The sequence below is a fragment of the Stenotrophomonas sp. SY1 genome, assembly GCF_021202945.1.
Classification (GTDB): domain Bacteria; phylum Pseudomonadota; class Gammaproteobacteria; order Xanthomonadales; family Xanthomonadaceae; genus Stenotrophomonas.
On the sequence record NZ_JAJOYR010000001.1, the window covers coordinates 1244220 to 1267790 of the forward strand.

Sequence of the window (23571 nt, forward strand, 5' to 3'; positions counted from 1 at the left end):
TCAGATGGGACTGTGTATGTTGGGGCGTTTTGTCGTCACCGCTGTCGGTGGCACTGTCTTGGCGCTGGCTTTGGCCGGTTGCAGCCGCAAGAGCGCCGATGCACCGCGCCCGTCGGGCGATGTCGTGCCGGTCACCACCCAGGTGGTCAAACACGCCGCCTGGAACGACACGCTGCAGGCCATCGGTACCGCCAAGGCGCGTGAATCGATCATCGTCACCGCCAAGCTCAGCGAGATCATCGACAAGGTGCATTTCGAGAGTGGTCAGCACGTGGATGCCGGCGCGCCGCTGGTCACCCTGCGCGGTGATGCCCAGCAGGCGGCGCTGTCCCAGTCCCAGGCCACCTTCGCCGAAGCCGACCGTTTGTACCTGCGCCAGCGTGAATTGGCTGCGCAGCAACTGGTCGCGCACTCCACATTGGACACGCAGAAGGCGATCCGCGATGCCGCCGAGGCACGGGTGCGGCAGATGCGCGCGGACATCAGCGACCGCCAGGTGCGCGCGCCGTTCGCCGGCGTGCTGGGCATCCGCCAGGTCAGCCCCGGTTCGCTGGTTACCCCGACCACCACCATTGCCACGCTGGATGACATCTCGCGTGTACACGTCGATTTCCAGGTGCCCGAGGCTGAACTGGCCTCGCTCAAGCCCGGCGACAAGGTCAGCGGCAGCAGCATCGCCTATCCGGGCCGCACCTTTGAAGGTGAGGTGAGCACGGTCGATGCACGGGTCGATCCGGGCAGCCGCGCGGTCACCGTACGCGCCGATTTCGCCAATGCCGACCACGCGCTGCGTCCAGGCATGCTGCTGGATGTGCATGTGTTCCGCCCGGAACGGCAGGCGCTGGTGATCCCGGAGATCGCCGTGGTGCAGGTTGGTCGTGATTCCTTCGTTTACCGGGTCAAGGACGATGCCAGCGTCGAGCGCGTCGATGTGAAGACCGGCACCCGCCGCGCTGGCGTGGTCGAGATCATCACCGGCATCAAGGCCGGTGAGCGCATCGTGGTTGATGGCACCGGCAAGCTGCGCCCGGGCATCCGTGTTGAAGACACCAAGCCGGCCAAGGCCGCCGCACCGGTTGCAAAGGCGACCGCCGGATGAAGCTGTCCGACCTTTCGATCAAGCGGCCGGTACTGGCCGTGGTGATGAGCCTGCTGCTGGTGGTGCTGGGCGTGATGTCGTTCAACCGCCTGACCCTGCGCGAGCTGCCGGCCATCGACCCGCCCATCGTCTCGGTCTCGGTGGACTACACCGGCGCCTCGGCGGCGGTGATCGAGAGCCGCGTCACCCAGGTACTGGAAGACGCGCTGGCCGGCATCGAAGGCATCGATACGATCAACGCCCGCAGTACCAACGGGCGCTCCTCGGTCAGCATCGAGTTCACCGCCAACCGCGACATCGAGGCCGCTGCCAACGACGTGCGCGATGCGGTCAGCCGCGTTGCCGACCGCATGCCCGAGGAAGCACGGCCGCCGGAAATCGCCAAGGTCGAGAGCGATGCCGACCCGATCATCTGGTTCAACATGGCCTCCTCGGCGATGGATACGCTCGAACTGAGCGACTACGCCGAGCGTTACGTGGTGGATCGCTTCTCCAGCATCGATGGCGTGGCCCAGGTGCGTATCGGCGGGCGTCAGCGCTACGCCATGCGCATCTGGCTGGACCGCGACCAGCTGGCCGCACGCGGACTGACCGTGGGTGATGTTGAAACCGCGCTAGGCAACGAGAACGTGGAACTGCCGGCCGGCCGCATCGAATCGGCTGATCGTGACTTCACCCTGCGCGTGGAGCGCAGTTATGTCGCGCCGGCCGACTTTGCCAGCATTCCGCTGGGCAAGGGCAACGACGGCTACGTGGTGCGGCTGGGCGACGTGGCCAAGGTCGAACTGGCCTCGTCCGAGCGCCGCGCCTACTACCGCAGCAACGGCGAGCCGGGTATCGGCCTGGGCATCGTCAAGACTTCCACCGCCAATGCGCTGGACGTGGCCAGGGCCACCCGCGCCGAGGCCGAACGCATCGCCCAGACCCTGCCCAAGGGCACGCAGATCTTCGTCGCCTTCGACAACACCACCTTCATCGAGGCCGCAGTCGAGCGCGTGTACGCCACCCTGGTAGAGGCGATGATCCTGGTGCTGGTGGTGATCTGGCTGTTCCTGGGCAGCCTGCGCGCGGCATTGATTCCGGCGGTGACCGTGCCGGTGTGCCTGGTGGCCGCGTTCATTGCGCTGTTCGCGTTCGGGTTCTCGATCAACCTGTTCACGCTGCTGGCGCTGGTGCTGTGCATTGGCCTGGTGGTGGACGATGCCATCGTCGTGGTCGAGAACGTGCAGCGCCGCATCGACCTGGGCGAACCACCGCTGGTGGCTGCACGCCGGGGCACCACGCAGGTGGCCTTCGCGGTGATCGCCACCACCGCGGTGCTGGTGGCGGTGTTCCTGCCGGTGGGTTTCCTGGAGGGCAACACCGGCCGTCTGTTCCGCGAACTGGCGGTGGCGCTGGCGGCGGCGGTGGCCTTGTCAGCCTTCGTGGCGCTGACCCTGACGCCGATGATGGCGTCCAAGCTGCTCAAGCCGCATAGCGAACAGAAGCCCGGCCGCATCAGCGGCTTCATCAACCGGCAGTTGGACCGGGTGTCGTCGACGTACGCACAGATACTGGAGCGGCATGTTCAGCGCACCTGGGTGTTCGGTGTGCTGATGCTGGCCGCGCTGGCGGCGAGCTGGTGGTTGTTCACCCTGCTGCCGTCGGAGCTGGCTCCGGCCGAAGACCGTGGCTCGTTCCAGATCATGATCGATGGCCCGGAAGGCGCCGGCTACGACTACACGGTCGGCCAGGTGCAGCAGGTCGAACAGATCGTCTCGCGTTTCGTTGGCCCGGAAGAGCCCATCGTGCGCGCCAATCCACGCGTGCCCGGTGGTTGGGGCAACAGCGAGGAAATGCACACCGGCCGCATCAGCGTGTTCCTGCAGCCGTGGCGCGACCGCACCGAGGCCACCACCGATGTGGCCAACGACCTGCAGAAGGAACTCAACGGCCTGAGCGGCGTGCGCGTGCGCACGATGGTCGGCGGCGGCCTGGTGCGCAGCATGGGCCAGCCGTTCCAGATCGTGCTCGGCGGCCCGGAATACGAGGAGATCGCGCAGTGGCGCGATCGCCTGCTGGCGCGCATGGACGAATACCCGGGGCTGGTCGGTGCCGATTCGGACTACAAGGAAACCCGCCCGCAGATGCGGGTGAACATCGACCGCCAGCGTGCGGCCGACCTGGGTATTTCGGTCACCGAGATCGGGCGCGCACTGGAAACGATGATGGGCTCGCGCCGCGTCACCACCTTCGTCGACAACGGCGAGGAGTACGACGTGCTGGTGCAGGCCGGCCGCGAGGGCCGCGCTTCACCGGCCGACCTGTCGGCCATCCAGGTGCGTGCGCGTTCCGGTGAGCTGGTGCCGTTGTCCAATCTGGTCACGCTCAGCGAAGTGGCCGAGGCGGGCAGTCTCAACCGCTTCAACCGCCTGCGCGCGATCACCATCAGCGCCAACGTGGCCCAGGGCCACACGTTGGGTGAGACCATTGCCTGGGTGCAGCAGGTGGCCCGCGAGGAGCTGCCCGAGTACGCGCAGATCGACTGGAAGGGCGAGTCGCGCGAGTACCAGAGCACCGGCGGTGCGGTGGTGCTGACCTTCGCCATGGCCTTGCTCGTGGTGTACCTGGTGCTGGCCGCACAGTTCGAGAGCTTCATCCACCCGCTGGTGATCATGCTGACCGTGCCGCTGGGCGTGCTCGGCGCCTTCATCGGCCTGTACATCAGCGGCGGAACGCTCAACCTGTTCAGCCAGATCGGCATCGTGATGCTGGTGGGCCTGGCGGCCAAGAACGGCATCCTGATCGTCGAGTTCGCCAACCAGCTGCGCGATGAAGGCCGCAACGTGCACCAGGCCATCGTCGAGTCGGCGCGGGTGCGGCTGCGGCCGATCCTGATGACCTCGATTGCGACCGTGGTCGGTGCGATCCCGCTGGTGGTTGCCGGCGGCCCCGGTTCGGCTAGCCGCGCCACCATCGGCATCGTGGTGATCTTCGGCGTCACCGTGTCCACGCTGCTGTCGCTGTTCGTGGTGCCGGCGTTCTACGCGCTGCTGGCGCCGTACACGCAGTCGCCGGAAACGGTGGCCAACGAACTGGAAAAGCAGGAGCGGGAAACGCCTTCGGTGGGCGGGCACGCCTGAGTACAGGCAGAAGCCGGGTTCCTGTAATGGCTTGCGAGGTTTCAGCCCTTCTCCCGTGAATGGGGTGAAGGGCATGCGGCTCATGAACCATGGGTTCATGCATGTCCAAACGCCCAGCGCGCTGCGCTGGGCCGGGGCGCGTAGCGAGGTGCTCCGAAGGCGCGGATGAGGGCAGGACCTGCGGCCGTTGCCGGAAACAACAGCGGCGGCCAGCAAGTGTGAATGCAGCGCAGGCGGCGCTGATCAAAGTGGTGACATGGCCGATGTGGGGGCGTTGCTGGGACTCGCTCCCAGCCGGGCGTCGGGGTGAGTGTGAAGGCCTGCGTGTCGGCGGATCCTGTGCCGCAGGCAACACCGGAGCTGGGCAGTACCGGTTGGCGGCGCGGGCGATGGCGGGCAATCCCGCCTCGGCCTGGCTGCCGCTCAAGAATGGATTCGTAGGGGAAGGCGCGGAGCGCCAATCCGTTTTCCAGAACCGGCAACTGCATGCCATGCGCTGTTTCGGCCGTTTTGGGACTTTGCTGCAATTGCTGGGGTCACTCTGCACATCGCGGCGTAATCGTGGAAGAATCGGCCGGTCCCGGAGCTTGGGGCAGCCACCTTCAGCTTTCCGGGGAACTACGTGGAATCCATCGTCGAATTCATCAACGGCATCATCTGGAGCAACGCGCTCATCTTCATGTGTCTGGGGGCCGGGCTCTGGTTCACCCTGCGCACCCGCTTCATGCAGATCCGCGGCTTCGCGGAAATGTGCCGTCTCACCGTGCGCGGGCAGAAATCCGATGCCGGTGTTTCCTCCTTCCAGGCACTGGCCATGTCGATGGCCGGGCGCATGGGCATCGGCAACATCGCCGGCGTGGCCACGGCCATCGCCTACGGCGGCCCGGGCGCGATCTTCTGGATGTGGGTGATGGGTTTCCTGGGCGCCTCCACTTCCTACGTGGAAAGCACCCTGGCGCAGATCTACAAGGTCAAGGACGCCGAAGGCCGCTACCGTGGCGGCCCGGCGTACTACATCGAAAAGGCCATGGGCCTGAAGTGGTACGCGGCAACCTTCGCGGTGGCCACGGTCATCGCTGCTGGCTTCCTGCTGCCGGGCGTGCAGGCCAACGCCATCGCCGACAGCGCGGTCAACGTGCTGTGCAAGGGCGCTGATGCCTGCGCCTCGGTGGGCGGTGCCGGCAGCATGAAGCTGTGGATCGGCATCGCGGTCGCAGCCGTGCTGGGTGTGATCATCTTCGGTGGCGTCAAGCGCATCGCCAGCTTCGCCGAGGTGGTGGTGCCGTTCATGGCACTGGGCTTCATCCTGATGGCCATCGTGGTGATGATGCTCAATGCCGACAAGGTGCCGGCGATGTTCTCCGACATCTTCTCCAGCGCCTTCGGTGCGCATGCGGCCTTCGGCGGCATCATCGGCCAGGCCATCGCCTGGGGCGTGAAGCGTGGCATCTACGCCAACGAAGCCGGTCAGGGCACCGGCCCGCACGCCGCCGCCGCCGCCGAGGTCTCGCACCCGGCCAAGCAGGGTTACGTGCAGGCCTTCGCGATCTACTTCGACACCATGCTGGTGTGCACTTCGACCGCCTTCCTGGTGCTGTCCACCGGCATGTACAACGTGTTCCGCGAAGTCACCGTCGGTGGTGTGCAGAAGCTGGAGGCCGTATTCACCGGCGTGCCGGGTGTGGCTCCTTCCGAAGGTGCGCTGTTCACCCAGGCCGCGGTGGAGTCGGTGATGCCGGGCTGGGGCGCGGGTTTCGTGGCGCTGGCGCTGTTCTTCTTCGCCTTCACCACGATCATGGCCTACTACTACATGGCCGAAACCAACCTGACCTACCTGGCCGGCAGCAACCGCACGCACCCGGCGGCAACGCTGGTGCTGCGTCTGGGCATCATGGGCATGGTGATCTTCGGTGCCTTCCACAACGCCAAGATGGCCTGGGCACTGGGTGATATCGGCGTCGGCCTGATGGCCTGGTTGAACGTCATCGCCATCCTGATCCTGCAGAAGCCGGCCATGCTGGCGCTGCGTGATTACGAACAACAGAAGAAGCAGGGTCTGGACCCGGTCTTCAATCCGGATGCATTGGGCATCAAGAACGCCGACTTCTGGCGTGGCAACAAATAAGCGAGTAACCGAGCTGTGAGTAATCCCTGGAACAACCGTCGTCCATCCGCCCGCCCGCCACGGGCCACGCCACTTCCGGCCAACCCGCGCGAGGGCGCGGGCACCGGTGCAGGTGGGCCGCCGGTACGCGGCAGCGACGAGCTGCGCCTGTACGGGCTCAACGCGGTGCAGGCGATGTTCGCGCGCCGCCCGCAGGCGCTGCGCAAGCTGTACCTGGCCGAGGACATGATTCCGCGCGTGCAGCCGATGCTGAAATGGTGCGTGGCCAACCGCGTCGGCTACCGCGTGGTGGCCGATGGCGATCTGAACAAGCTCGCTGCAACCACCCATCACGAAGGCATCGTGGCCGACGTTGTGCGCCAGGATCCGTTGACGCTGGCGGCATGGCTGGCCGGTTTGGGCGCTGGCCCGGCGCTGGCGTTGTGGCTCGACGGCGTGGGCAACCCGCACAACTTCGGTGCGATCCTGCGCTCGGCGGCGCACTTTGGCGTTGCGGCGATCCTGCTGCCGGCCGAAACGACGTTGGCGTTGTCCGGCGCGGCTGCGCGCGTGGCTGAAGGTGGCGCGGAGTCGGTGCCGCTGGTGCGGCTGCCGGCATTGCCGCAGGCCGTGGCGCAACTGCGCGATGCTGGTTTCGGCCTGGCGGCGACGCTGGTGGAGGGGGGCGACAATCTGTTCAACACCGCGTTGCCGGCGCGCATGGTCTACGTGATGGGCGCTGAAGGCCAAGGCATGGACCGTGACTTCGCGCAGAGCTGCGATCTGCGTCTGTCGATTCCGGGCTCGGGTGCGGTGGAAAGCTTGAACGTGGCTTCGGCCACGGCGGTGTTCCTGTCGAGCTGGTGCAGCCAGCGTGGCAAGGGCTGATTCAACGGATTGCACGAACAACAAAGGCGCCGGAAGGCGCCGTTGTTGTTTCTGCCGATAGCGCGGTAGAGCGGGGCCATGCTCCGCTATGGCCTTGCCTGTGATATTCGTATCGAGCATGGCTCGGTGCTACCGCTTCGTGTGCTTCATCGCTGGTGGCAGCGCTTTTGATATTCGTGCCGGGCATGAAGAACAGCCCTTTCCCCCTTCTCTTGCCTGCGGCAAAGGGGAGGAGGCGAGAGCGGCTTTCGCTGCAATCCGACGGCCCTCGCAGCGCACGCCCTCCCTTTTGCGTAGCAAATGGGAGGGTTGGGGAGGGGTAGCTTTCATCCAGGCAATCAAAAGCCAAGAACGAAGAAGGCGCCCTTTGGCGCCTTCTTCGCTACCACTCGCGCACTCACTCGCGCGGCGGCACCACATCCTTGGCTTCACTGCCAAAGCTGCCGTCCGACTCCGCGGCCAGGTAGGCGAACACGGTGTACGCGGCCACGTTCTGTGCCAATGCCTTCGGGTCGATCTTGTCGAGCGTGTCGTTCGGGGTGTGGTGCAGGTCGAAATAATCGGTCCCGTCCTGCGCCAGCCATGCCCATGCGCCGCCCTTGGCAGCGAGCGGGCTGACGTCCGGGCCGGGGCCGCCTTCGTTGGCGCGGTATTCGATGCCCAGCGGCGCGAGCGCTTCGGCAATCTTGGCAGTGGCTTCGCGCGAACCGGCGGGGTTGCCTGAGCCGGTGTTGAACGCATAGATGCGGCCAGCGCCGAAGTCGCTTTCAGCAGCGATGTGCTGCTGCACGATTTCACCGGCGGTCGCGCGCGCTGCGGCATAGGCCTTGCCGCCGTGCAGCCCCTGTTCTTCGTTGGCGAAGGCGATCACGCGGATGGTGCGCTTGGGGGCCTGCTTGAGATTGCCGATCAGATGGCCGGCGGCCATGGTGATGCCGATACCGGCGCCATCGTCGATCGCCCCGGTGCCCAGGTCCCAGGAATCCAGGTGGCCGCCGATCACCACCACTTCCTTGGGCAGGCTGCGGCCGGTGATCTCGCCGATCACGTTCTGCGAGGTGTAACTGCCGTCCCAGCCGCAATCCAGTGCGATGCGGATACGGGTGGCACCACGCGCGACCAGGCGGTTGAGCTGATCCGCATCCGGCCCGGACAAGGCGGCAGCCGGGACCGGCGTGAGGCCTTCGTCGAAACGGGTGATGCCGGTATGCGGCATGCGGTGCGAGTCGGTGCCGGCCGAACGCATGATGTAGCCGATGGCGCCCTTGCGGATGGCTTCGGACGGACCGCGGCTGCGCACGGTGCCGCCGATGCCGTAGTCCATGCCGTTACGGCTGCGGTTCATGGTGAAGTCGACATAGGCGATCTTGCCGGCCAGCGAACCTTCCGGCGCGGCCTTGAGTGCATCCAGGCCCTCGAAACGGACGACCTCGGCTTCGACCGTGCCGGCCGGGCTGCCGCCGAGCGCGGTGATGGTCAGGGGCTGCGGATGCGCGCCGAGTACCGAGGCGTGTTCACTGCGACGCTCCCATTTCGGGAAGGTGACCGGCTCGGTCCAGACCTTGTCGAAACCCAATGCCTTGAACTTGGCCTTGGCCCATTCCACTGCACGGGCATCGGCTTCACTGCCGGCCATGCGCGGACCGATTTCGGTGGTCAACGACTCCACCACCTGCCAGCCGGTGTTGTCGGCCAATGCCTGCTCGCGCAGCTGCGCGGCGGTGGTCAGTGCGCCATCAGGAATCCGGGTGGTCGCTGCGCTGGCCGAAGCACACAGCAGCAAGGTGGCAAGAGCAAGGGCAGTGCGGCGCATCGAGTCAACTCCGAGGGGCGATCGTGAAGCTTAGCAGTCGTTGCCTGGCTGGCCATGTGCCAGTTGGGATAGGGCGTGCGGGTTGCAGGAGCAGTGCGTGCAACGCACTGCCGCCGCTTCTCGACCAAGCCGTTGCCGCAACTGCGGACTAGATCGGAAGTGGCATGAAAACAGGCCATTACGACATGCATTCACGACATGCATTTGGGACTTTCCCCATAGCCGCGTCGCACCTGCGCAAGCGAGCCTGAGCAGCCACCAGGTCGGTGGATCAACCCGCAGGAGTACAGGATGAAACGGCAGTGCAGAGCAGCAGGGATGCTGTTGGCGATGGTGGTTGTGCCGACAGGTACATGGGCGCAGGCGCGCTCGATGGAGGATGCACGCTTCACTGGCCCATTGCTGACCTCCAGCGCCAACGCACAGGCGCCGGGAGCGTTCTTCATGCAGCCCTATCTGATCCACACGCGCACGAGTGGCAGCTATGACGGGAAAGGTGACCGCCACCGTCTGGAGGAGCGTGGCCGCGATACAAAACTCAGCGTGCTGATGGGCTACGGCATCAGCAAGCGGCTGACCGGGGAGTTGTCGGTCAATGGTGGGCGTTCGTCGTCGGGCCGGCAGCATGGCGACGGGCTGCGCTTTGGTGATAGTTCGGTGCGCTTGAAGTACGTGTTGCGCCCCGGTGATGCGTTGACCAGCAGGATGACGGTCAGTGCCATGCTCAACCAGTCGCTGGCTACCGGCAGTCATGACCGGCTCGGTGACAATGTGCTCAACGGGCGCGGAAACGGCAGCTATCGCACGGGGCTTTCACTGCTGGGGCAACAAGTGTTGTGGATGCCGAACGGGCGTCCGCTGCGTTGGCGCTGGCAGGCGAACTGGAGCCCATCGCCGGGTGATGTGCGGGTTCGTGGCAGCAGCGTGTATGGCACGGGTGCCGGCTTCGATGGTCATGCCAGCCCTGGCGTCAACAGCAGCGCGCTGTTGGCAATGGAATACAGCATCAACCGCAACTGGGTGGTGGCGATGGACCTGCGGGGCAGTCACAAGGGCCGCACCACGCTGGAGGGCAATGACATGAACCGTGACGGATACAGCCAGTGGACGCAGCGGGTGGGCAGGAGCAGTCGCAGCTTCAGTATCGCGCCAGCGGTGGAGTACATCATCAACGACAACGTTGGCGTGTTGGCCGGTGTGCAGGCGTCGTTGCCGGGTGGGCGCAACAGCGCCTCGTTCGTCAGCCCGCAGGTGTCGATGACACTGTCTTTCTAGGCAGCGATGGGGCGGTGATGTTCAACGCACGCCGGCGCTGAAAAGAAAACGGCCAGGAGCAACTGCTCCTGGCCGTTCTCGTTTGTCACGTTGGCTCAACGCTTGTTGAGGCTGTCGCGGATTTCGCGCAACAACAGCACTTCTTCGCTCGGTTCGGCCGGAGCCGCCGGAGCTTCGGTCTTCTTGCGCGAGAGCCTGTTGACCACCTTGACCAGCATGAAGATGGCAAAGGCCACGATGACGAACTGGATCAGGGTGTTGATGAAGTCGCCATAGCCGAGCACAACGGCCGGGATCTCCTTGCCATCGGCACCGATCTTGGCCGGGGACAAGGTCAGGGCCAGGCTGGAGAAATCGACATTGCCGACCAGCATGCCGATCGGCGGCATGATCACCTTGTCCACCAGCGAGGTGACGATCTTGCCGAATGCACCACCGATCACGACACCGACCGCCAGGTCGATGACGTTGCCGCGCATGGCGAATTCCTTGAACTCGCTGATCATTCCCATGAGTTTCTCCTGTGTATGCGGGTAGGGGCGCCGCCGCAGCGTACCCCAGTGGATGTCATCAGGCGATCAAGCCATCGCATCGAGCCACATCGCCCAGACGCGCGCTGAAGCGATCACCAGGTTGCAGCGCGGCAACGCCGGCCGGTGTACCCATGAACACCAGGTCGCCCGCGCGCAGTGCATACAGTTTGGAGAGTTCGTGCAGGATGTCCGGCACGTTCCAGATCATCTGATCCAGCGTCGACTTCTGTCGCAGCTGGCCGTTGATTTCCAGCGACAGTTCCAGCGATGCCAGCGCACCCACCTGCTCGGCGAGCACCAGTGTGCTGACCGGGGCGGAATGATCAAAACCCTTGGCGATATCCCAGGGGCCACCCTTGGCCTTGGCGGCGGCCTGCAGGTCACGGCGGGTGAGGTCCAGGCCAACGCCGTAGGCCAGCACCAGCGACATCGCATCGGCGACCGGCAGCACCCCGGCCGGCGCGTCCTTGCCCAGCGCGACAACCAGTTCGACCTCGTGGTGCAGGTCGTCCGTGGCGGGCGGGTAAGGCACGGCGGCATCGCCGATGACGACGGCGTCGGCAGGCTTCATGAAGAACATCGGCTGGCCACGCTCGGCGTTGGACGCCGGTGCGGCGGCGCCCATCTCGCGGGCGTGGTCGGCAAAGTTGCGGCCCACGCAGTAGATGCGGTGCACGGGGAACGTACCGCCACCGGCCACCGGGATGCGTGGCTGGGGCAGGGCGGGAATCAGATCGGTCATGGTTGGCGTCCACGTGAAACGACGCCGAAGTCTAACGGAGCCAGGCAGCCCTGTAGAGCGCAGCCATGCTGCGCTGGGGCTCTACCGGTGAAGTTCTGCCGAGCATGGCTCGGCACGACGGATTACAGCGTATGCGGCAGCGGTGCCTTGGGCACCACGCGGTACTCGGCGTCCACCACGTTGGGGTCGGCCTTTTGGACGGCGCGGTTCCTGCGTGCGGCCAACAGCTTCCATGCCAGGCCACCGAGGATCATCGCGGCACCCACGAACACACCGACCACCACCAGCAAGGCAAGAATCGCCAGGCCAAGCAGACCCAGGGCAATCCGCACCAACGGATTGCGCGGCTTGCGCGGCGCGAACAGGTTGCGGAGCTTGGCGAACTGGATGTAGTGGATTTGCATGAAGATCAGGTGACAGTGAGTCTGCCCCGGAGTATCAGGGGCGATGTCCGCCAATGCGTGAATTTGTCGTTAAATCAGAGTGCAATCCAGTGGTCTGGAAGGGCTGCCGGTCAGCTTTGTCCAACCGGTCACAGTACGCATGCGACAATCCGCACCTGTTTTTGCGCGGTGTTCCAATGTCCAGCTCCTTGCCCCACGAAACTGAATTGGCCTTGTTTGATGCGTTGCCGGACCAGGGCTTCCATGCGGTGACCGCCGTGCTCGATGGCGACGCCGAACCGATGGTGTTGTACCGCGACGGTGACCAGGTGCGAGCCTGGTTGAACGTCTGTCCACATGCAGGGCGTGCATTGGACTGGGCGCCGGGGCAGTTCCTCAAGAGCCGTGAAGGGCATCTGGTGTGCGCTGTACATGGTGCGTCGTTCGAGCTGCAGCACGGCACGTGCGTGGCTGGACCCTGCAAGGGTGATTCACTGCGCGCGGTACCGGTGCAGGTGCGTGACGGCCGGGTGTTGCTGGGCGGAGTGTAAGCAGCGGTTGTAGCCTCCGCGTCGGGATGCTCGGCGTGAAAGAGCATGCTGGGGGCACCCGGGCTTGCGTCGCCTGCGCTGCAGGCACGCTGCGGCTCAGAACATGATGTTGATCATCACCACCACGATCAGCGTGTAGAGCAACGACAGCGGCCCACCGACGCGCCACATCTCGCGCGGGGTGTACTTGGCCGGGCCCATCGCCATCGAGATGACCGGGTTGGAAGCGGTCATCAGGTTGTTGGAGGCCGACAACGCCACGATCAACGCGAACGCGGTGGGGTTGCCGCCAGCAGCGAGCGCCAGGTTTACCGCGATGGGCACCATCACGATGGTTGCGCCGACATGGCTGATCACCAGCGAGAACGCGGTGGTCAACAGCGCCAGTGCCAGTTCCAGCGCCCATACCGGAATGCCACTGGGCAGCTTGTCGATGGTGTGGCCGGCAATCCAGGCCGCGGCGCCGCTGCTGTCCATGGCCCAGCCCAGTGGAATCAGGCCGGCCATCATGAAGATGGTTTTCCAGTTGATCGCCGCGTAGGCCTCGTCCATGCGCAGCACGCCAGTCAACAGCATGCCGGCCACGCCGGTAAGCAGTGTCAGCGCGACCGGCAGGTGCGAGGTGAGGGCGATGATGATGGTGATGGCGAAGATCGCCATCGCGATCTTGAACTTGTGCGGGCGCTGCTCGCCTTTCGGGAAATCGGTGACCACCACGAAGTCGCGGCTTTCCGCGGCGGTGGCCAGATCTTGCCAGATGCTGTGGAACACCAGCATGTCGCCAGCGCGCAGCGGTGTGTTGCGGACATCCTCGCGGATGACCTGCTTGTCACGGTTGATCGCCAGCAGGCTGATGCCGCGCTCCTTGCGCAGGCGCAGTTGCCCGGCGGTCTTGCCGATGATGCGCGAGGTGGGCGGGATGACCGCTTCGGAAATGCCGGCGCGGGCGGGGTTGAACAGGTCGCCTAGCTGGCGCAGGCGTGAGGACATGCGCAGGAACTGGTTCTGCGCGAAGTCCGATACCTGCTGCTTCGGCCCCATCGCGCCGATCACGCTGCCCACCCAGATGCGCATGTCGGCCGGCGGCGACAGGCGCGTGTCGTTGCCGGTCTTCAGTGCCAGCAGCAGTGGCGCGTCGAAGATGTTCTCGGCTTCGCCCACGGTCATGCCAACCAGCGGGCTTTCGGCGCTGACCAGCAGCTCGAATACATCACCTTCGATACCGTAGGCCTTAGCGAAATAGCTTTCGGTACGCGCCGGAGCCTGGCCGTCCTCGGTTTCGCCTTCTTCTTCCCTGAGCTTGCGGCTGCCGTAAAAGCGGAAGTACAGCAGCGAAGCCACCAGCAATGCCACGCCGATTGGCAGCGGCGCGAACATGCGCAGCGGCTCGATGGTGGCGGTGCCGGAGGGCAGGTTGTTGTTGGCCGACATCAACAGATCGTTGAGCAGGATCAACGGGGAATTGCCGACCATGGTCAACGCGCCGCCCATCACGATGGCGGCGGAGATCGGCAGCAGCTGGCGCTTGAGTGTGAGTGCGGTGCGCGAGGCCAGCCGCGAAGCCACCGGCAGGTACAGCGCCATCACCGACGGGTTCTGCATGAACGAGGAGTTCAAGCCGGCCGTGGCGCTGGTCAACAGCAGCAGGCGCTGCTCAAGCCCATGCGAGCGTCGCAGCAGCCAGCCGGCCAGTCGGTTCAGCGCGCCGGTGCGGTCCAGCCCGGCGCCGAGAATGGTGGTGGCGATGATGCTCATCACCGCGTTACCGGAGAAACCGCCGAAGATTTCCTCCGGAGCGATCAGCCCGGTAACGCCCAGCACCACCATCACCACCAGCGCGACCACGTCGGCGCGGATGCGTTCGAACAGGAACATCGCCATCGTGAAACCGACCAGCCCGAGGACGAGCTTCATGTCGGTTGTCAGCGTCAGCGCGGTATCCATTTAGAGCAGCGAACCCGGAGTGGAGAGTGGGGAGTGGAAGCGGTGCTGCACGTGAGCCTGCACCGCGTCCATCAGACATGCGTCGGCTTCACTGGCGCGTGAACGCATCATCGCAGTTTCATTCCCCGATGCCCGTTCCCTGCTTGTCATACAGCAGATCCCAGACGCCATGACCCAGCTTCTGGCCGCGGGTCTCGAAGTGCGTCTGCGGGCGCCAGTCCGGGCGCGGCACGCTGCCACGCGGGCCGGCGCGGTTGACCAGCCCCTCGGTGACATCCAGCACGTCCCACATCTGCTCGGCGTAGTCGGCCCAGTCGGTGGCGCAATGCAGGCGGCCACCCGGGCGCAGCTTGCGCACCAGCAGCTCGGCGAAGGACGGCTGCACCAGGCGGCGCTTGTTGTGGCGCTTCTTGTGCCACGGATCGGGGAAGTAGATGCGCACTTCGTCCAATGCGCCGTCAGCGATTTCCTTCTCCAGCACTTCCACCGCATCGTGGTGGTAGAGCTTGACGTGGTCGGCGTTGTCGTCGGCCAGCGCGTTGAGCAGGCGGCCCACACCCGGGGCGTGCACTTCGATGCCGATGTAGTCCTTGGACGGATCGAACTGCGCGGCATAGCGCAATGCCGCGCCGTTGCCGAAGCCGATTTCCAGCACCTTGGGCGCGACGCGGCCGAAGGTGGCATCCAGATCACGCGGCTCGCCATTGAAGTCGATGCCGAAACGCGGCCAGCGTTCGTCGAACGCGCGCTGCTGGGCCGGAGTGAAACGGCCCTGGCGCAGCACGAAGCTGCGCACTTCGCGGCGGCCTTCGGTCACGGTGAAGGGCTTGGGCGGTGCCTTGGAGCCGGCGCTTTCAAAGGGATTGGTCATCAGCCGATCAACCCATCCACCGGGGAGGACGCGCTGGCATAACGCTTGCGCGGAATACGGCCGGCCAGGAACGCTTCGCGCCCGGCTTCCACGGCCTTGCGCATGGCGCTGGCCATCAGCACCGGGTTGCGGGCGCCGGCAATGGCGGTGTTCATCAGCACGCCGTCGCAGCCCAGTTCCATCGCGATGGCGGCATCGGAAGCGGTGCCGACACCGGCGTCGACGATGATCGGCACCTTGGCGTTTTCGATGATCTCGATCAGGTTGTACTTGTTCTGGATGCCCAGGCCCGAACCGATCGGCGCGGCCAGCGGCATCACCGCAGCGCAGCCGATCTCCTCCAGGCGCTTGGCCAGGATCGGGTCGTCGGAGGTGTAGACCATGACGTCGAAGCCGTCCTTGACCAGTTGCTCGGCGGCCTTGAGGGTGGCCATCACGTCCGGGTACAGGGTCTTCTGGTCGCCCAGCACTTCCAGCTTGGTCAGGTTGTGGCCGTCGAGCAGCTCACGCGCCAGGCGGCAGGTGCGCACCGCGTCCTCGGCGGTGTAGCAGCCGGCGGTGTTGGGCAGGATGGCGTAGCGGTCCGGCGGCAGCACGTCGAGCAGGTTGGGCTCGCCGGGGTTCTGGCCGATGTTGGTGCGGCGGATGGCCACGGTGACGATCTGGGCGCCAGCGGCTTCGGTGGCCAGGCGGGTTTCTTCCAGATCCTTGAACTTGCCGGTGCCGGTCAGCAGCCGGGAGGAATAGGTCTTGCCGGCGATGACCAGCGAGTCAGAGGGGGCATTTGCATTCATGCGCGGAATTATCACCCATCAAGGCCCGCATCGTGGTGCACGCGCTTCGCGTTATCGCCGGGCCACACGCGGCGGGAGCGATGCCGGAATGTGCCGGCACAGCCAAGCCATGCTCGGCTCGAGTCATGCCGGGGGTGCGGCTGCCGGGCACGGCGCGTCACTACCGCTGAGAAGACTCAGCCGCCGCCCAGCGCGTGCACGATCTCGACCAGGTCACCGTCCTGCAGGACATGTTCACCATGGCGGCTGCGCGGCACGATCTCGCCATTGACCTCGATGGCTACCCGGCGTTCGGCCAGCCCTTCGGCGGCGAGCAGTTCGGTCAGGGTCAACGGAGCCGGGAATGGGCGGGTTTCGCCATTGAGCTGGATGTTCATGCCGCCATTTTCGCCAGTGCGCCGGCAAAAGCCCAGCGGCCATGCGGCGTCGCAGCGTGTACGTCTTACGGCGGAATGAAAAACTAACAACGTGCGGCGGCGTACGTGCCCCGTCCTTCCCTCATGCAAGGAGCTTCACATGTCCCTTTTTTCCCGCCCGCTGCGTTCGGTGCTGGCCGTCGCCTGCGCACTGGCCGCCATGCCGGCCATGGCCCAGGCGCCGTTCTCCAAGACCGTGTTCTTCGGTGACAGCCTGACCGACACCGGCTATTTCCGCCCGGTGCTGATGAAGGTGAACCCGAATGCGTCGATGGTGGGCCGCTTCACCACCAATCCGGGCTGGGTCTGGGCGGACCATGTGGCCAATCATTTCGGTACCAGTTCGCTGCCCAACGGCAACGGCCAGACTGGCGACAACTACGCTGCCGGCGGCGCCCGTGTGGGCGTTGATGAATTGGGGCAGCTTGGGCCGACTCCTTCGCTGAGGACCCAGGCAGCCGGTTATCTGGCAGCCAATGGCGGCAAGGCCGATGCCCGCGCGCTCTACACCGTCTGGGGCGGGCCGAACGACGTGTTCGCCGCGCAGAGGAACCCGGCCCAGGCGCAGGCGATCATTGGTGCGGCGGTAACCGACCAGATCACCCTGGTCGGCACGCTGAAGGCGGCCGGTGCCCAGTACGTGCTGGTGCCGAACCTGCCGGATATCGGCCTGACCCCGATGGCGCGTGATGGCCAGGCTGCCGGCATGGCAGCAGGCACCGCTGCGGCCAAGGCCTACAACAACGCGTTGTACGGTGGTTTGAAGCAGGCCGGGATCGAGTTCATCCCGCTGGACACCTTCACCATCCTGCAGGAAATCGTCGCCAACCCGGGCGCCTACGGCTTCACCAACGTCAGTGACCGCGCCTGTACTTCGGGCTCGTCGCTGACCTGCACTCTGCAGAATTTCGCTACCCCCGACGCCGCCAACACCTACGTGTTCGCCGACGACGTGCATCCGACCACCGGTGCGCACCAGATCCTGGGCGAGTACGCCATCTCGGTGATCGAAGCGCCGCGCCTGCAGCAGATCCTGAGCCACTCGGCCCAGACCACTGGCCGTGCTCGTGCCGACCAGGTGGGTGCACACCTGGGTGGCCGTCCGGCCGACGGCATGAGCTGGTGGGGCAATCTGCGTGGTGACATCCAGCGTTATGCTCATGCCGACCTGTATGACGGCATGGCGCCGGCTGGTCTGTTCGGCGTGGATTGGGCGCGTGATGGCATGGTGCTGGGTGGTTTTGCCGGCTACGGCCGCATGGACGCGGACTTCGGCAACAGCCAGGGCGACTTCACCCAGGACGACACCACGCTGGGCCTGTTCGCCGGCTGGTACGGCGACAAGGCGTGGGTCAATGGTCAGGCCAGCTACAGCTGGTTGGGTTATGACGTGACCCGCAAGGTCCAGCTTGGCCCGGCCACCCGTGAGCACAAGGGCTCGCCGGACGGCAGCAACCTCACCGTCGCTGTGAATGGTGGTTACGACTTTGGCCAGGAAGGTGGTTTCCGCCATGGTCCGGTGGCCGGGGTAACCTGGCAGAAGGTCAAGCTTGACGGTTACAGCGAGAGCAACGTCAGTGCCACGGCGCTGGGGTATGGCGACCAGGACGTGGACTCCATGGTGGGCCGCATTGGTTGGCAGGCCCGCTTCGATGGCGGCAATCTCAAGCCCTACGTGCAGGTCACCTACGACCACGAGTTCGAAGACGGCGAGTCGCAGGCCAGCGCGTGGCTGCAGACCGTGGCCGACGCGGGTACCTACAAGGTGCCGGGGTTGGAGTTCGACCGCAATTACGTCACCGCCGTACTTGGCGCACGAGTGAACCTTTGGGGCCTGAGCAGCAATATCGGTGTCAGCACCACGACGATGCAGAAGTCGGCACGCGATGCCACGTTGTTTGCCAGCTTCGGCGGCAGCTTCTAAGCCATCGACTGTGTGAGCGGAAGGCGGTGCCGGTCATCGGCATCGCCTTCCTTTCGTCCGAGAAACGGTGCAACGAGCCGGCCCCCGTTGCGCTGCACAGGCGCGCCCGCATAGACTTGCCGCCTGATGCGGGTGTAGCTCAATGGTAGAGCAGAAGCTTCCCAAGCTTACGACGAGGGTTCGATTCCCTTCACCCGCTCCACGGCGCGACGCGTACGTGTCCCAGGCCTGATCGGTGTGATCGCAACGGCCTGCTTCCCTCCTCGCGAACGCCCATGACCAGTGCGCTGTGCGCCGGGTCGAACGCATGTGGCTGTTTGTCGTCATGGTTGATCAGTCCCGCGCTATGCTGCGCGCCTCCCGCCCGGCACTGCCGCGATGAAACTGGCCATCCTCTCCCGTAATACCAAGCTCTACTCGACGCGGCGCCTGGTCGAGGCCGGCCGTGCGCGTGGCCACACCGTGCGCGTACTGGATCCGCTGCGTTGCTATATGCGCATCACTGCCGGCGGCTTCAGCATGCATTACAAGGGCCGGCCGCTGGCGGGTTTCGACGCGGTGATACCGCGTATCGGCGCCTCGATCACCCGTTATGGCACGGCGGTGCTGCGCCAGTTCGAGCTGATGGGCGCGCGCACCCCCAATCCGTCCGATGCGATCCTGCGCGCCCGCGACAAACTGCGTGCCCACCAGCTGCTCGCGGCCAAGGGCATCGACATGCCGATGACTGTGTTCGGCGACAACCCCGATGACACCGACGACCTGCTCTCGATGCTGGGGCCGCCGCCGCACGTGGTGAAGCTCAGCGAGGGCACCCAGGGCCGGGGGGTGATCCTGACCGAGAAGCTCAGCGCGTCCAAGGGCACGGTGGAAGCGCTGCGTGGTCTGTATGCCAACTTCCTCGTACAGGAGTTCATCGCCGAGGCCGAGGGGGCGGATCTGCGTTGCCTGGTGGTGGGCGACCAGGTGGTGGCGACCATGCGTCGGCAGGCCCAGGAAGGGGATTTCCGCTCCAACCTGCATGCCGGTGGCAGTGCCCAGGCAGTGGTCTGCAGCAGGGCGGAGCAACAGGTGGCGGTGCGGTCTGCCAAGGCCTTGGGGCTGGGCATTGCCGGCGTCGACCTGATCCGCTCCAAGCGCGGCCCGCTGGTACTGGAGGTCAACTCGACCCCCGGCCTGGAAGGTATCGAGAGCATTTCCGGGGGGGATGTGGCCGGGCGGATGATCGAATACGTGACCGGCCTCAAGCGCTGACGGGCAGCCTGCAATTTGTTTGCATGGATTTAACAGGCCTTTAATCCGCCTGGCCCTAGCCTGCTTGCACTGTACTTCGCCCTCCTCAGCGGGTCCGGTGATCGGGAATCTTTCAGGCCCTGGCGGAATCCGCCAGGGCCTTGTTTTTACTGGCTATTTTTTTGTTGTTGTTGTGTCGTTTGGCTGGCGTTAAAGTGTGAACAAGTCCAAGGAGAGGGTGTTCATGGTTCGGAAATTTTTGTTCGCAGCATTGTTTGCATTGCCCATCACCGTTTTGGCTGGCTCATCGGAGTTGCCGTTGCGGCCCAATGCTCCCTTCCAGGCGCAGCAGGTAAAGGTGCGCTCGGACCTGATGGGAGGCGAGGCTTATAGTGAGATCGCTGCCGCCGATCGTGATCGGGTGATTGCTGCGCTTGATCGCATGTCGTTGATTATTGGGAATGGAACGCTTGAAGCACTGAGTCCGGATCAGCAGGTCCAGGTCTTCAATGATCAGGAGTTCGTCAACAACGTGTTGACGAAGGCGCGTAGCGATAGTCGCCTTGTGTGCCGCAGGCAGAAGACGATTGGTTCGCACATGCCAGCCACCCAGTGCCTGACGGTGGCAGAGCGTGAGCGTATGCGCCGTAATGTTCAAAATCAGGTTGGACCGCTGCGTACCGGGAAAAACACCGAATTCAGCAACTAAGCTCGGTACGATGAACTGGTGTGGCTCGCTTTTGCTTTCGACTTGCGGGAAGTTAATAAAGGCTGTGCTGTAATTCCTGACAAGCGAGCCTCCGGCTCGCTTGTACTTTCCAAGACATAAGGTGCCCGCACACGTGCGTATTCTTGTAATCGAAGACAACAGCGACATCGCGGCCAACCTCGGTGACTACCTGGAGGACCGTGGCCACACGGTGGATTTTGCCGCCGATGGCGTCACTGGCCTGCACCTGGCCGTGGTGCATGATTTCGATGCGATCGTGCTCGATCTCAACCTGCCGGGCATGGACGGCATCGAGGTCTGTCGCAAGCTGCGTAACGATGCGCGCAAGCAGACACCGGTGCTGATGCTCACCGCCCGTGATTCGCTGGACAACAAGCTCGCCGGCTTTGATTCCGGCGCCGATGATTACCTGATCAAGCCGTTCGCCCTGCAGGAAGTGGAAGTGCGGCTCAATGCGCTGTCCCGTCGTGGCAAGGGCGCACACACACGGGTGCTGGAAGTTGGCGATCTGGAGTACAACCTGGACACGCTCGAAGTGCGTCGTCAGGCCAAGCTGCTGCAGTTGAACCCGACTGCACTGAAGATCCTGCAGGCGCTGATGGAGGCCTCGCCAGCGGTGGTCACCCGGCAGGAGCTGGAGACCCGCGTCTGGGGTGAAGAGCTGCCGGACTCGGATTCCCTGCGTGTGCATATCCATGGCCTGCGCGCGGTGGTGGACAAGCCGTTCGGCGCACCGATGATCCAGACCCGCCACGGCATCGGGTACCGTATCGCCGCCCCAGATGCCTGAAAAAGCAGCGCCTGGGCCGGTGCGCAAGCGGGGGCGCTATCGCCGCCGCCTGCGCAGCCGCATTATCCTCTCGTTCCTGTTGTTGGGCTTCTGCCTGACCGCATTGTTTGCGTTCGCGACGAACTGGGCGCGCCAGCGGGTAGAAAACCAGCTGGTCGAGGATGTCATGAACCGCAATTTGGACGCATCCTGGCAGAGCTACATCCGCAGTGGCGGCAAGGATGTGATGGCGCCGGTGCAACAGATCCGCGCGATCCTGATCCGTCCGGACATGCCGGACAAGCTTGAAAGCCTGCGCCGGGACTATCCGGAATGGGAGAGGTTGCAGGACGGTATTCACAACATCAGTGGCGAAGATGCGGACGGCAAGCCGTTCTATTACAAGGTGGGCGTGCGCAAGACGCCGGATGCCTGGTTCTTCATCGCTTATGATATGAGCCAGGCAATGCGCGGCGAGCAGCAACTCAAGCGCGCATTGTTCCTGTCGGTGGTCGTTTTCAGCCTGTTGTCCTGGGTGCTGGGTTGGTGGTCGGCATCGCGGGTGATGCGCCCGGTGTCGGATCTGGCAGCGCGTCTGCGCGCGTACCGCGGTGGCACGAAACATCCCGAGCCGCTGGCACCACGCTTTCCGGATGACGAAGTCGGGCAGTTGGCCGAAGCCTTGGACGACTACTCGACGCGGCTGACCGAAGTGGTGCAGCGCGATCGTGAGTTCAATGCCGACGTCAGCCATGAACTGCGCACACCACTGGCGGTGATTCGCGGTGCAACCGAGTTGTTGCTGGCGCGTCCCGGTCTGGATGACAAGGTGCTGCAGCGCTTGCAGCGTATCCAGCGTGCCGAGCAGCAGTGCAGTGACTTGATTGGTTCATTGTTGTTGCTGTCGCGCAACGAGCGCGGGCAGGGCAGCAGCAATGTGGCCAGGGTGGCCGAGCAGTTGCTTGAGTCGCACCGTGCGCAGTTGGGTGGCAAGCCACTGGAGCTGGAGCTGGAGGGTGAGCGCGATCTGGTCATTGATGCACCGGAAGCGGCACTTTCTGTCGCGCTCGGCAACCTGATCGGCAACGCGGTCAAGTACACGCAGGATGGGCGGGTGTTGGTGCGGGTTGGCAAGGAGGCGGTGGAGGTCATCGACTCCGGCCCAGGGCTCAGCGAGAAAGACGCTGCCAGCCTGTTTCAGCGTGGTTATCGCGGTACCCATGCCGGTTACTCGCAGGGTGGTGGTATCGGCTTGTCTATCGTCAGCCGGCTCTGCACGCTCTATGGCTGGCAGGTGAGCATTCGTCCGGGCGAAGAGCGCGGTGTGGTGGCTACGCTGACCTTTGCGCCCGGCTGAAAAGCTCTGGGCGCAGCTACATCAATGCTGTGCACGAATGCGGGGCTGAAGCCGCAGTGGCGGCACAAGCGGAAGCCGCAAATCCAGGTGGAATTCACATCTGCCTTCTCCCGAGGTGGGGGAGGGGGATGCGCGGCGTTGGGCGATGGGGCTTTGCACCTCCTGTACATGGCAGACAGCGTGGGTTGGTCGGGCTGCCTCATGGCCTCGCGCCCGACACCGCTCCTACAGGAGAGTGGGGCTGGCTGCGGCCAGCTCCCGATAACGTAGGTCAAGCATTTCGATGTGCGCCTGCAACCGATCTGGATGGTCATCGTTAACGATGACATCGTCCGCCAATGCCAACCGCTGCTCACGGCTGGCCTGGGCCTGGATCATGCGGTCGGCCAGCCCGGCATCAATGTTGTCGCGGCGGAGCAGGCGCGCGTGTTGGATGGCCTGCGGTGCATCCACGACCAGGATGCGATGCAGCCACGGATAGGCGGGGCGGCCGCCGGCTTCGGTCAGTAATGGGATTGCGGCGATCGCATAAGGGCTGTCAGCGGCTTCGCAGACAGCGCGCACGCGGGCGCGGATGGCCGGGTGGGTGATGGCTTCCAGGGCGCGACGTTCTTCCGTATTCGCAAACACGCGTTGCCGTAGTTTGGCGCGGTCCAGATTGCCGTCGGTCAGCAGGATGTCGGTACCGAAGCGATGGGCTATTTCCTGCAGTGCCGGGCTGCCGGCAGCGACAACCTCGCGTGCCGCGACATCCGCATCGGCGACCGTAACGCCCAGCGCCTCAAAACGACGGCTGACCTCGCTCTTCCCTGAAGCGATGCCGCCGGTAAGGCCGACAATGAAGTTGCTCATGTGTGCGCGCTGATCCGGAACGGTGAGCGCAATGATAGCGTCGAAGGAGGGGGCGGCTGGTCAGCCGACCCAGAACGTAGCGCTGCGGGAACGGCCTGAGCCGTGAGGCCAGCAGCGCGGAGCCGTAAGGATGCTCGGATGCATGCGGGCGAACAGTTTGGTTGCGCGCAG

20 protein-coding genes and 1 tRNA gene are annotated in these 23571 nt (G+C 64.8%); 12 read left to right on the forward strand and 9 right to left on the reverse strand.

Annotated elements, in window-relative coordinates:
• Positions 1–16 precede the first annotated feature (16 nt).
• The 4 genes from LR961_RS05045 (at position 17) to LR961_RS05060 (ending at position 7213) form a co-directional block, all read left to right on the forward strand.
• Complete coding sequence (locus LR961_RS05045) at positions 17–1099, forward strand: efflux RND transporter periplasmic adaptor subunit (RefSeq protein ID WP_232149209.1); 1083 nt, start codon at positions 17–19, stop codon at positions 1097–1099.
• Positions 1096–4221: an efflux RND transporter permease subunit gene (locus LR961_RS05050; protein WP_232147333.1), complete on the forward strand. Its 3126-nt coding sequence runs from the start codon at positions 1096–1098 to the stop codon at positions 4219–4221. The genes LR961_RS05045 and LR961_RS05050 overlap by 4 nt, the downstream gene beginning before the upstream one ends.
• Before the next feature lie 622 nt (positions 4222–4843).
• On the forward strand, positions 4844–6346 hold the full coding sequence (locus tag LR961_RS05055; protein ID WP_232147334.1) for an alanine/glycine:cation symporter family protein: 1503 nt from the start codon (positions 4844–4846) through the stop codon (positions 6344–6346).
• A 15-nt stretch (positions 6347–6361) separates the two neighbouring features.
• Positions 6362–7213 (forward strand): TrmH family RNA methyltransferase, encoded by an 852-nt coding sequence (locus tag LR961_RS05060; protein ID WP_232147335.1) that lies wholly within the window; start codon positions 6362–6364, stop codon positions 7211–7213.
• 397 nt (positions 7214–7610) lie between these two features.
• Here the strand turns inward: LR961_RS05060 and LR961_RS05065 are convergent, their stop codons facing one another.
• The gene (locus tag LR961_RS05065; protein ID WP_232147336.1) at positions 7611–9026 is read right to left on the reverse strand and encodes a M20/M25/M40 family metallo-hydrolase; all 1416 of its coding nucleotides are present in this window, start codon (positions 9024–9026) and stop codon (positions 7611–7613) included.
• A 318-nt stretch (positions 9027–9344) separates the two neighbouring features.
• Here LR961_RS05065 and LR961_RS05070 point away from each other — a divergent pair, with 318 nt between their 5' ends.
• Complete coding sequence (locus LR961_RS05070; protein WP_232147337.1) at positions 9345–10301, forward strand: hypothetical protein; 957 nt, start codon at positions 9345–9347, stop codon at positions 10299–10301.
• Between the two features lie 95 nt (positions 10302–10396).
• On the opposite strand, the gene mscL is transcribed toward LR961_RS05070, so the two are convergent.
• From mscL to LR961_RS05085, 3 genes are all read right to left on the reverse strand, one after another.
• Positions 10397–10813, reverse strand: coding sequence for a large-conductance mechanosensitive channel protein MscL (gene mscL, locus LR961_RS05075; RefSeq protein ID WP_232147338.1), 417 nt, complete (start codon positions 10811–10813; stop codon positions 10397–10399).
• Positions 10814–10871: 58 nt separating this feature from the next.
• Positions 10872–11576 carry a fumarylacetoacetate hydrolase family protein gene (locus tag LR961_RS05080; RefSeq protein WP_232147339.1) on the reverse strand — a complete coding sequence of 235 codons (705 nt, stop codon included), beginning with the start codon at positions 11574–11576 and terminating at the stop codon, positions 10872–10874.
• Between the two features lie 122 nt (positions 11577–11698).
• Positions 11699–11980 (reverse strand): hypothetical protein, encoded by a 282-nt coding sequence (locus LR961_RS05085; protein WP_232147340.1) that lies wholly within the window; start codon positions 11978–11980, stop codon positions 11699–11701.
• A gap of 176 nt (positions 11981–12156) precedes the next feature.
• Between LR961_RS05085 and LR961_RS05090 the strand changes: the two genes are divergently transcribed.
• Complete coding sequence (locus LR961_RS05090) at positions 12157–12510, forward strand: Rieske 2Fe-2S domain-containing protein (protein WP_232147341.1); 354 nt, start codon at positions 12157–12159, stop codon at positions 12508–12510.
• Positions 12511–12606: 96 nt separating this feature from the next.
• Here the strand turns inward: LR961_RS05090 and LR961_RS05095 are convergent, their stop codons facing one another.
• The 4 genes from LR961_RS05095 to thiS form a co-directional block, all read right to left on the reverse strand.
• A complete protein-coding gene (locus LR961_RS05095) occupies positions 12607–14454 on the reverse strand; it encodes an SLC13 family permease (RefSeq protein WP_232147342.1) in 1848 nt (615 codons plus the stop codon).
• A 118-nt stretch (positions 14455–14572) separates the two neighbouring features.
• Positions 14573–15325, reverse strand: a complete 753-nt coding sequence (trmB, locus tag LR961_RS05100) for a tRNA (guanosine(46)-N7)-methyltransferase TrmB (protein ID WP_232147343.1) — start codon at positions 15323–15325, stop codon at positions 14573–14575.
• Positions 15325–16119: a thiazole synthase gene (locus LR961_RS05105; RefSeq protein WP_232147344.1), complete on the reverse strand. Its 795-nt coding sequence runs from the start codon at positions 16117–16119 to the stop codon at positions 15325–15327. The genes trmB and LR961_RS05105 overlap by 1 nt, the downstream gene beginning before the upstream one ends.
• Positions 16120–16295: 176 nt before the next feature.
• On the reverse strand, positions 16296–16496 hold the full coding sequence (thiS, locus tag LR961_RS05110; protein ID WP_232147345.1) for a sulfur carrier protein ThiS: 201 nt from the start codon (positions 16494–16496) through the stop codon (positions 16296–16298).
• 172 nt (positions 16497–16668) lie between these two features.
• Here thiS and LR961_RS05115 point away from each other — a divergent pair, with 172 nt between their 5' ends.
• The 6 genes from LR961_RS05115 to LR961_RS05140 all read left to right on the forward strand — a co-directional run bounded on the left by LR961_RS05115 (position 16669) and on the right by LR961_RS05140 (position 22548).
• Complete coding sequence (locus LR961_RS05115; RefSeq protein WP_232149211.1) at positions 16669–18459, forward strand: autotransporter domain-containing protein; 1791 nt, start codon at positions 16669–16671, stop codon at positions 18457–18459.
• A gap of 128 nt (positions 18460–18587) precedes the next feature.
• Positions 18588–18661: transfer RNA gene (locus LR961_RS05120), tRNA-Gly, on the forward strand.
• A 176-nt stretch (positions 18662–18837) separates the two neighbouring features.
• Positions 18838–19713, forward strand: a complete 876-nt coding sequence (gene rimK, locus LR961_RS05125) for a 30S ribosomal protein S6--L-glutamate ligase (protein ID WP_232147346.1) — start codon at positions 18838–18840, stop codon at positions 19711–19713.
• Positions 19714–19909: 196 nt separating this feature from the next.
• Positions 19910–20401 (forward strand): hypothetical protein, encoded by a 492-nt coding sequence (locus LR961_RS05130; RefSeq protein ID WP_232147347.1) that lies wholly within the window; start codon positions 19910–19912, stop codon positions 20399–20401.
• A 133-nt stretch (positions 20402–20534) separates the two neighbouring features.
• Entirely contained in the window at positions 20535–21212 is a 678-nt protein-coding gene (locus tag LR961_RS05135) for a response regulator transcription factor (protein WP_232147348.1), read from the forward strand.
• Positions 21205–22548 (forward strand): HAMP domain-containing sensor histidine kinase, encoded by a 1344-nt coding sequence (locus LR961_RS05140; RefSeq protein ID WP_232147349.1) that lies wholly within the window; start codon positions 21205–21207, stop codon positions 22546–22548. The genes LR961_RS05135 and LR961_RS05140 overlap by 8 nt, the downstream gene beginning before the upstream one ends.
• A gap of 225 nt (positions 22549–22773) precedes the next feature.
• Here LR961_RS05140 and coaE read toward each other — a convergent pair whose 3' ends face one another.
• Positions 22774–23400 (reverse strand): dephospho-CoA kinase, encoded by a 627-nt coding sequence (gene coaE / locus LR961_RS05145; protein ID WP_232147350.1) that lies wholly within the window; start codon positions 23398–23400, stop codon positions 22774–22776.
• Positions 23401–23571: the final 171 nt, after the last annotated feature.

Coding starts and splice junctions, on each gene's coding strand:
- LR961_RS05065 (WP_232147336.1), bottom strand. CDS start 9,026: ATGCGCCGCACTGCCCTTGCTCTTGCCACCTTGCTGCTGTGTGCTTCG.
- LR961_RS05050 (WP_232147333.1), top strand. CDS start 1,096: ATGAAGCTGTCCGACCTTTCGATCAAGCGGCCGGTACTGGCCGTGGTG.
- LR961_RS05085 (WP_232147340.1), bottom strand. CDS start 11,980: ATGCAAATCCACTACATCCAGTTCGCCAAGCTCCGCAACCTGTTCGCG.
- LR961_RS05045 (WP_232149209.1), top strand. CDS start 17: ATGTTGGGGCGTTTTGTCGTCACCGCTGTCGGTGGCACTGTCTTGGCG.
- LR961_RS05070 (WP_232147337.1), top strand. CDS start 9,345: ATGCTGTTGGCGATGGTGGTTGTGCCGACAGGTACATGGGCGCAGGCG.
- mscL (WP_232147338.1), bottom strand. CDS start 10,813: ATGGGAATGATCAGCGAGTTCAAGGAATTCGCCATGCGCGGCAACGTC.
- LR961_RS05090 (WP_232147341.1), top strand. CDS start 12,157: ATGTCCAGCTCCTTGCCCCACGAAACTGAATTGGCCTTGTTTGATGCG.
- LR961_RS05105 (WP_232147344.1), bottom strand. CDS start 16,119: ATGAATGCAAATGCCCCCTCTGACTCGCTGGTCATCGCCGGCAAGACC.
- LR961_RS05095 (WP_232147342.1), bottom strand. CDS start 14,454: ATGGATACCGCGCTGACGCTGACAACCGACATGAAGCTCGTCCTCGGG.
- thiS (WP_232147345.1), bottom strand. CDS start 16,496: ATGAACATCCAGCTCAATGGCGAAACCCGCCCATTCCCGGCTCCGTTG.
- LR961_RS05080 (WP_232147339.1), bottom strand. CDS start 11,576: ATGACCGATCTGATTCCCGCCCTGCCCCAGCCACGCATCCCGGTGGCC.
- LR961_RS05140 (WP_232147349.1), top strand. CDS start 21,205: ATGCCTGAAAAAGCAGCGCCTGGGCCGGTGCGCAAGCGGGGGCGCTAT.
- rimK (WP_232147346.1), top strand. CDS start 18,838: ATGAAACTGGCCATCCTCTCCCGTAATACCAAGCTCTACTCGACGCGG.
- trmB (WP_232147343.1), bottom strand. CDS start 15,325: ATGACCAATCCCTTTGAAAGCGCCGGCTCCAAGGCACCGCCCAAGCCC.
- coaE (WP_232147350.1), bottom strand. CDS start 23,400: ATGAGCAACTTCATTGTCGGCCTTACCGGCGGCATCGCTTCAGGGAAG.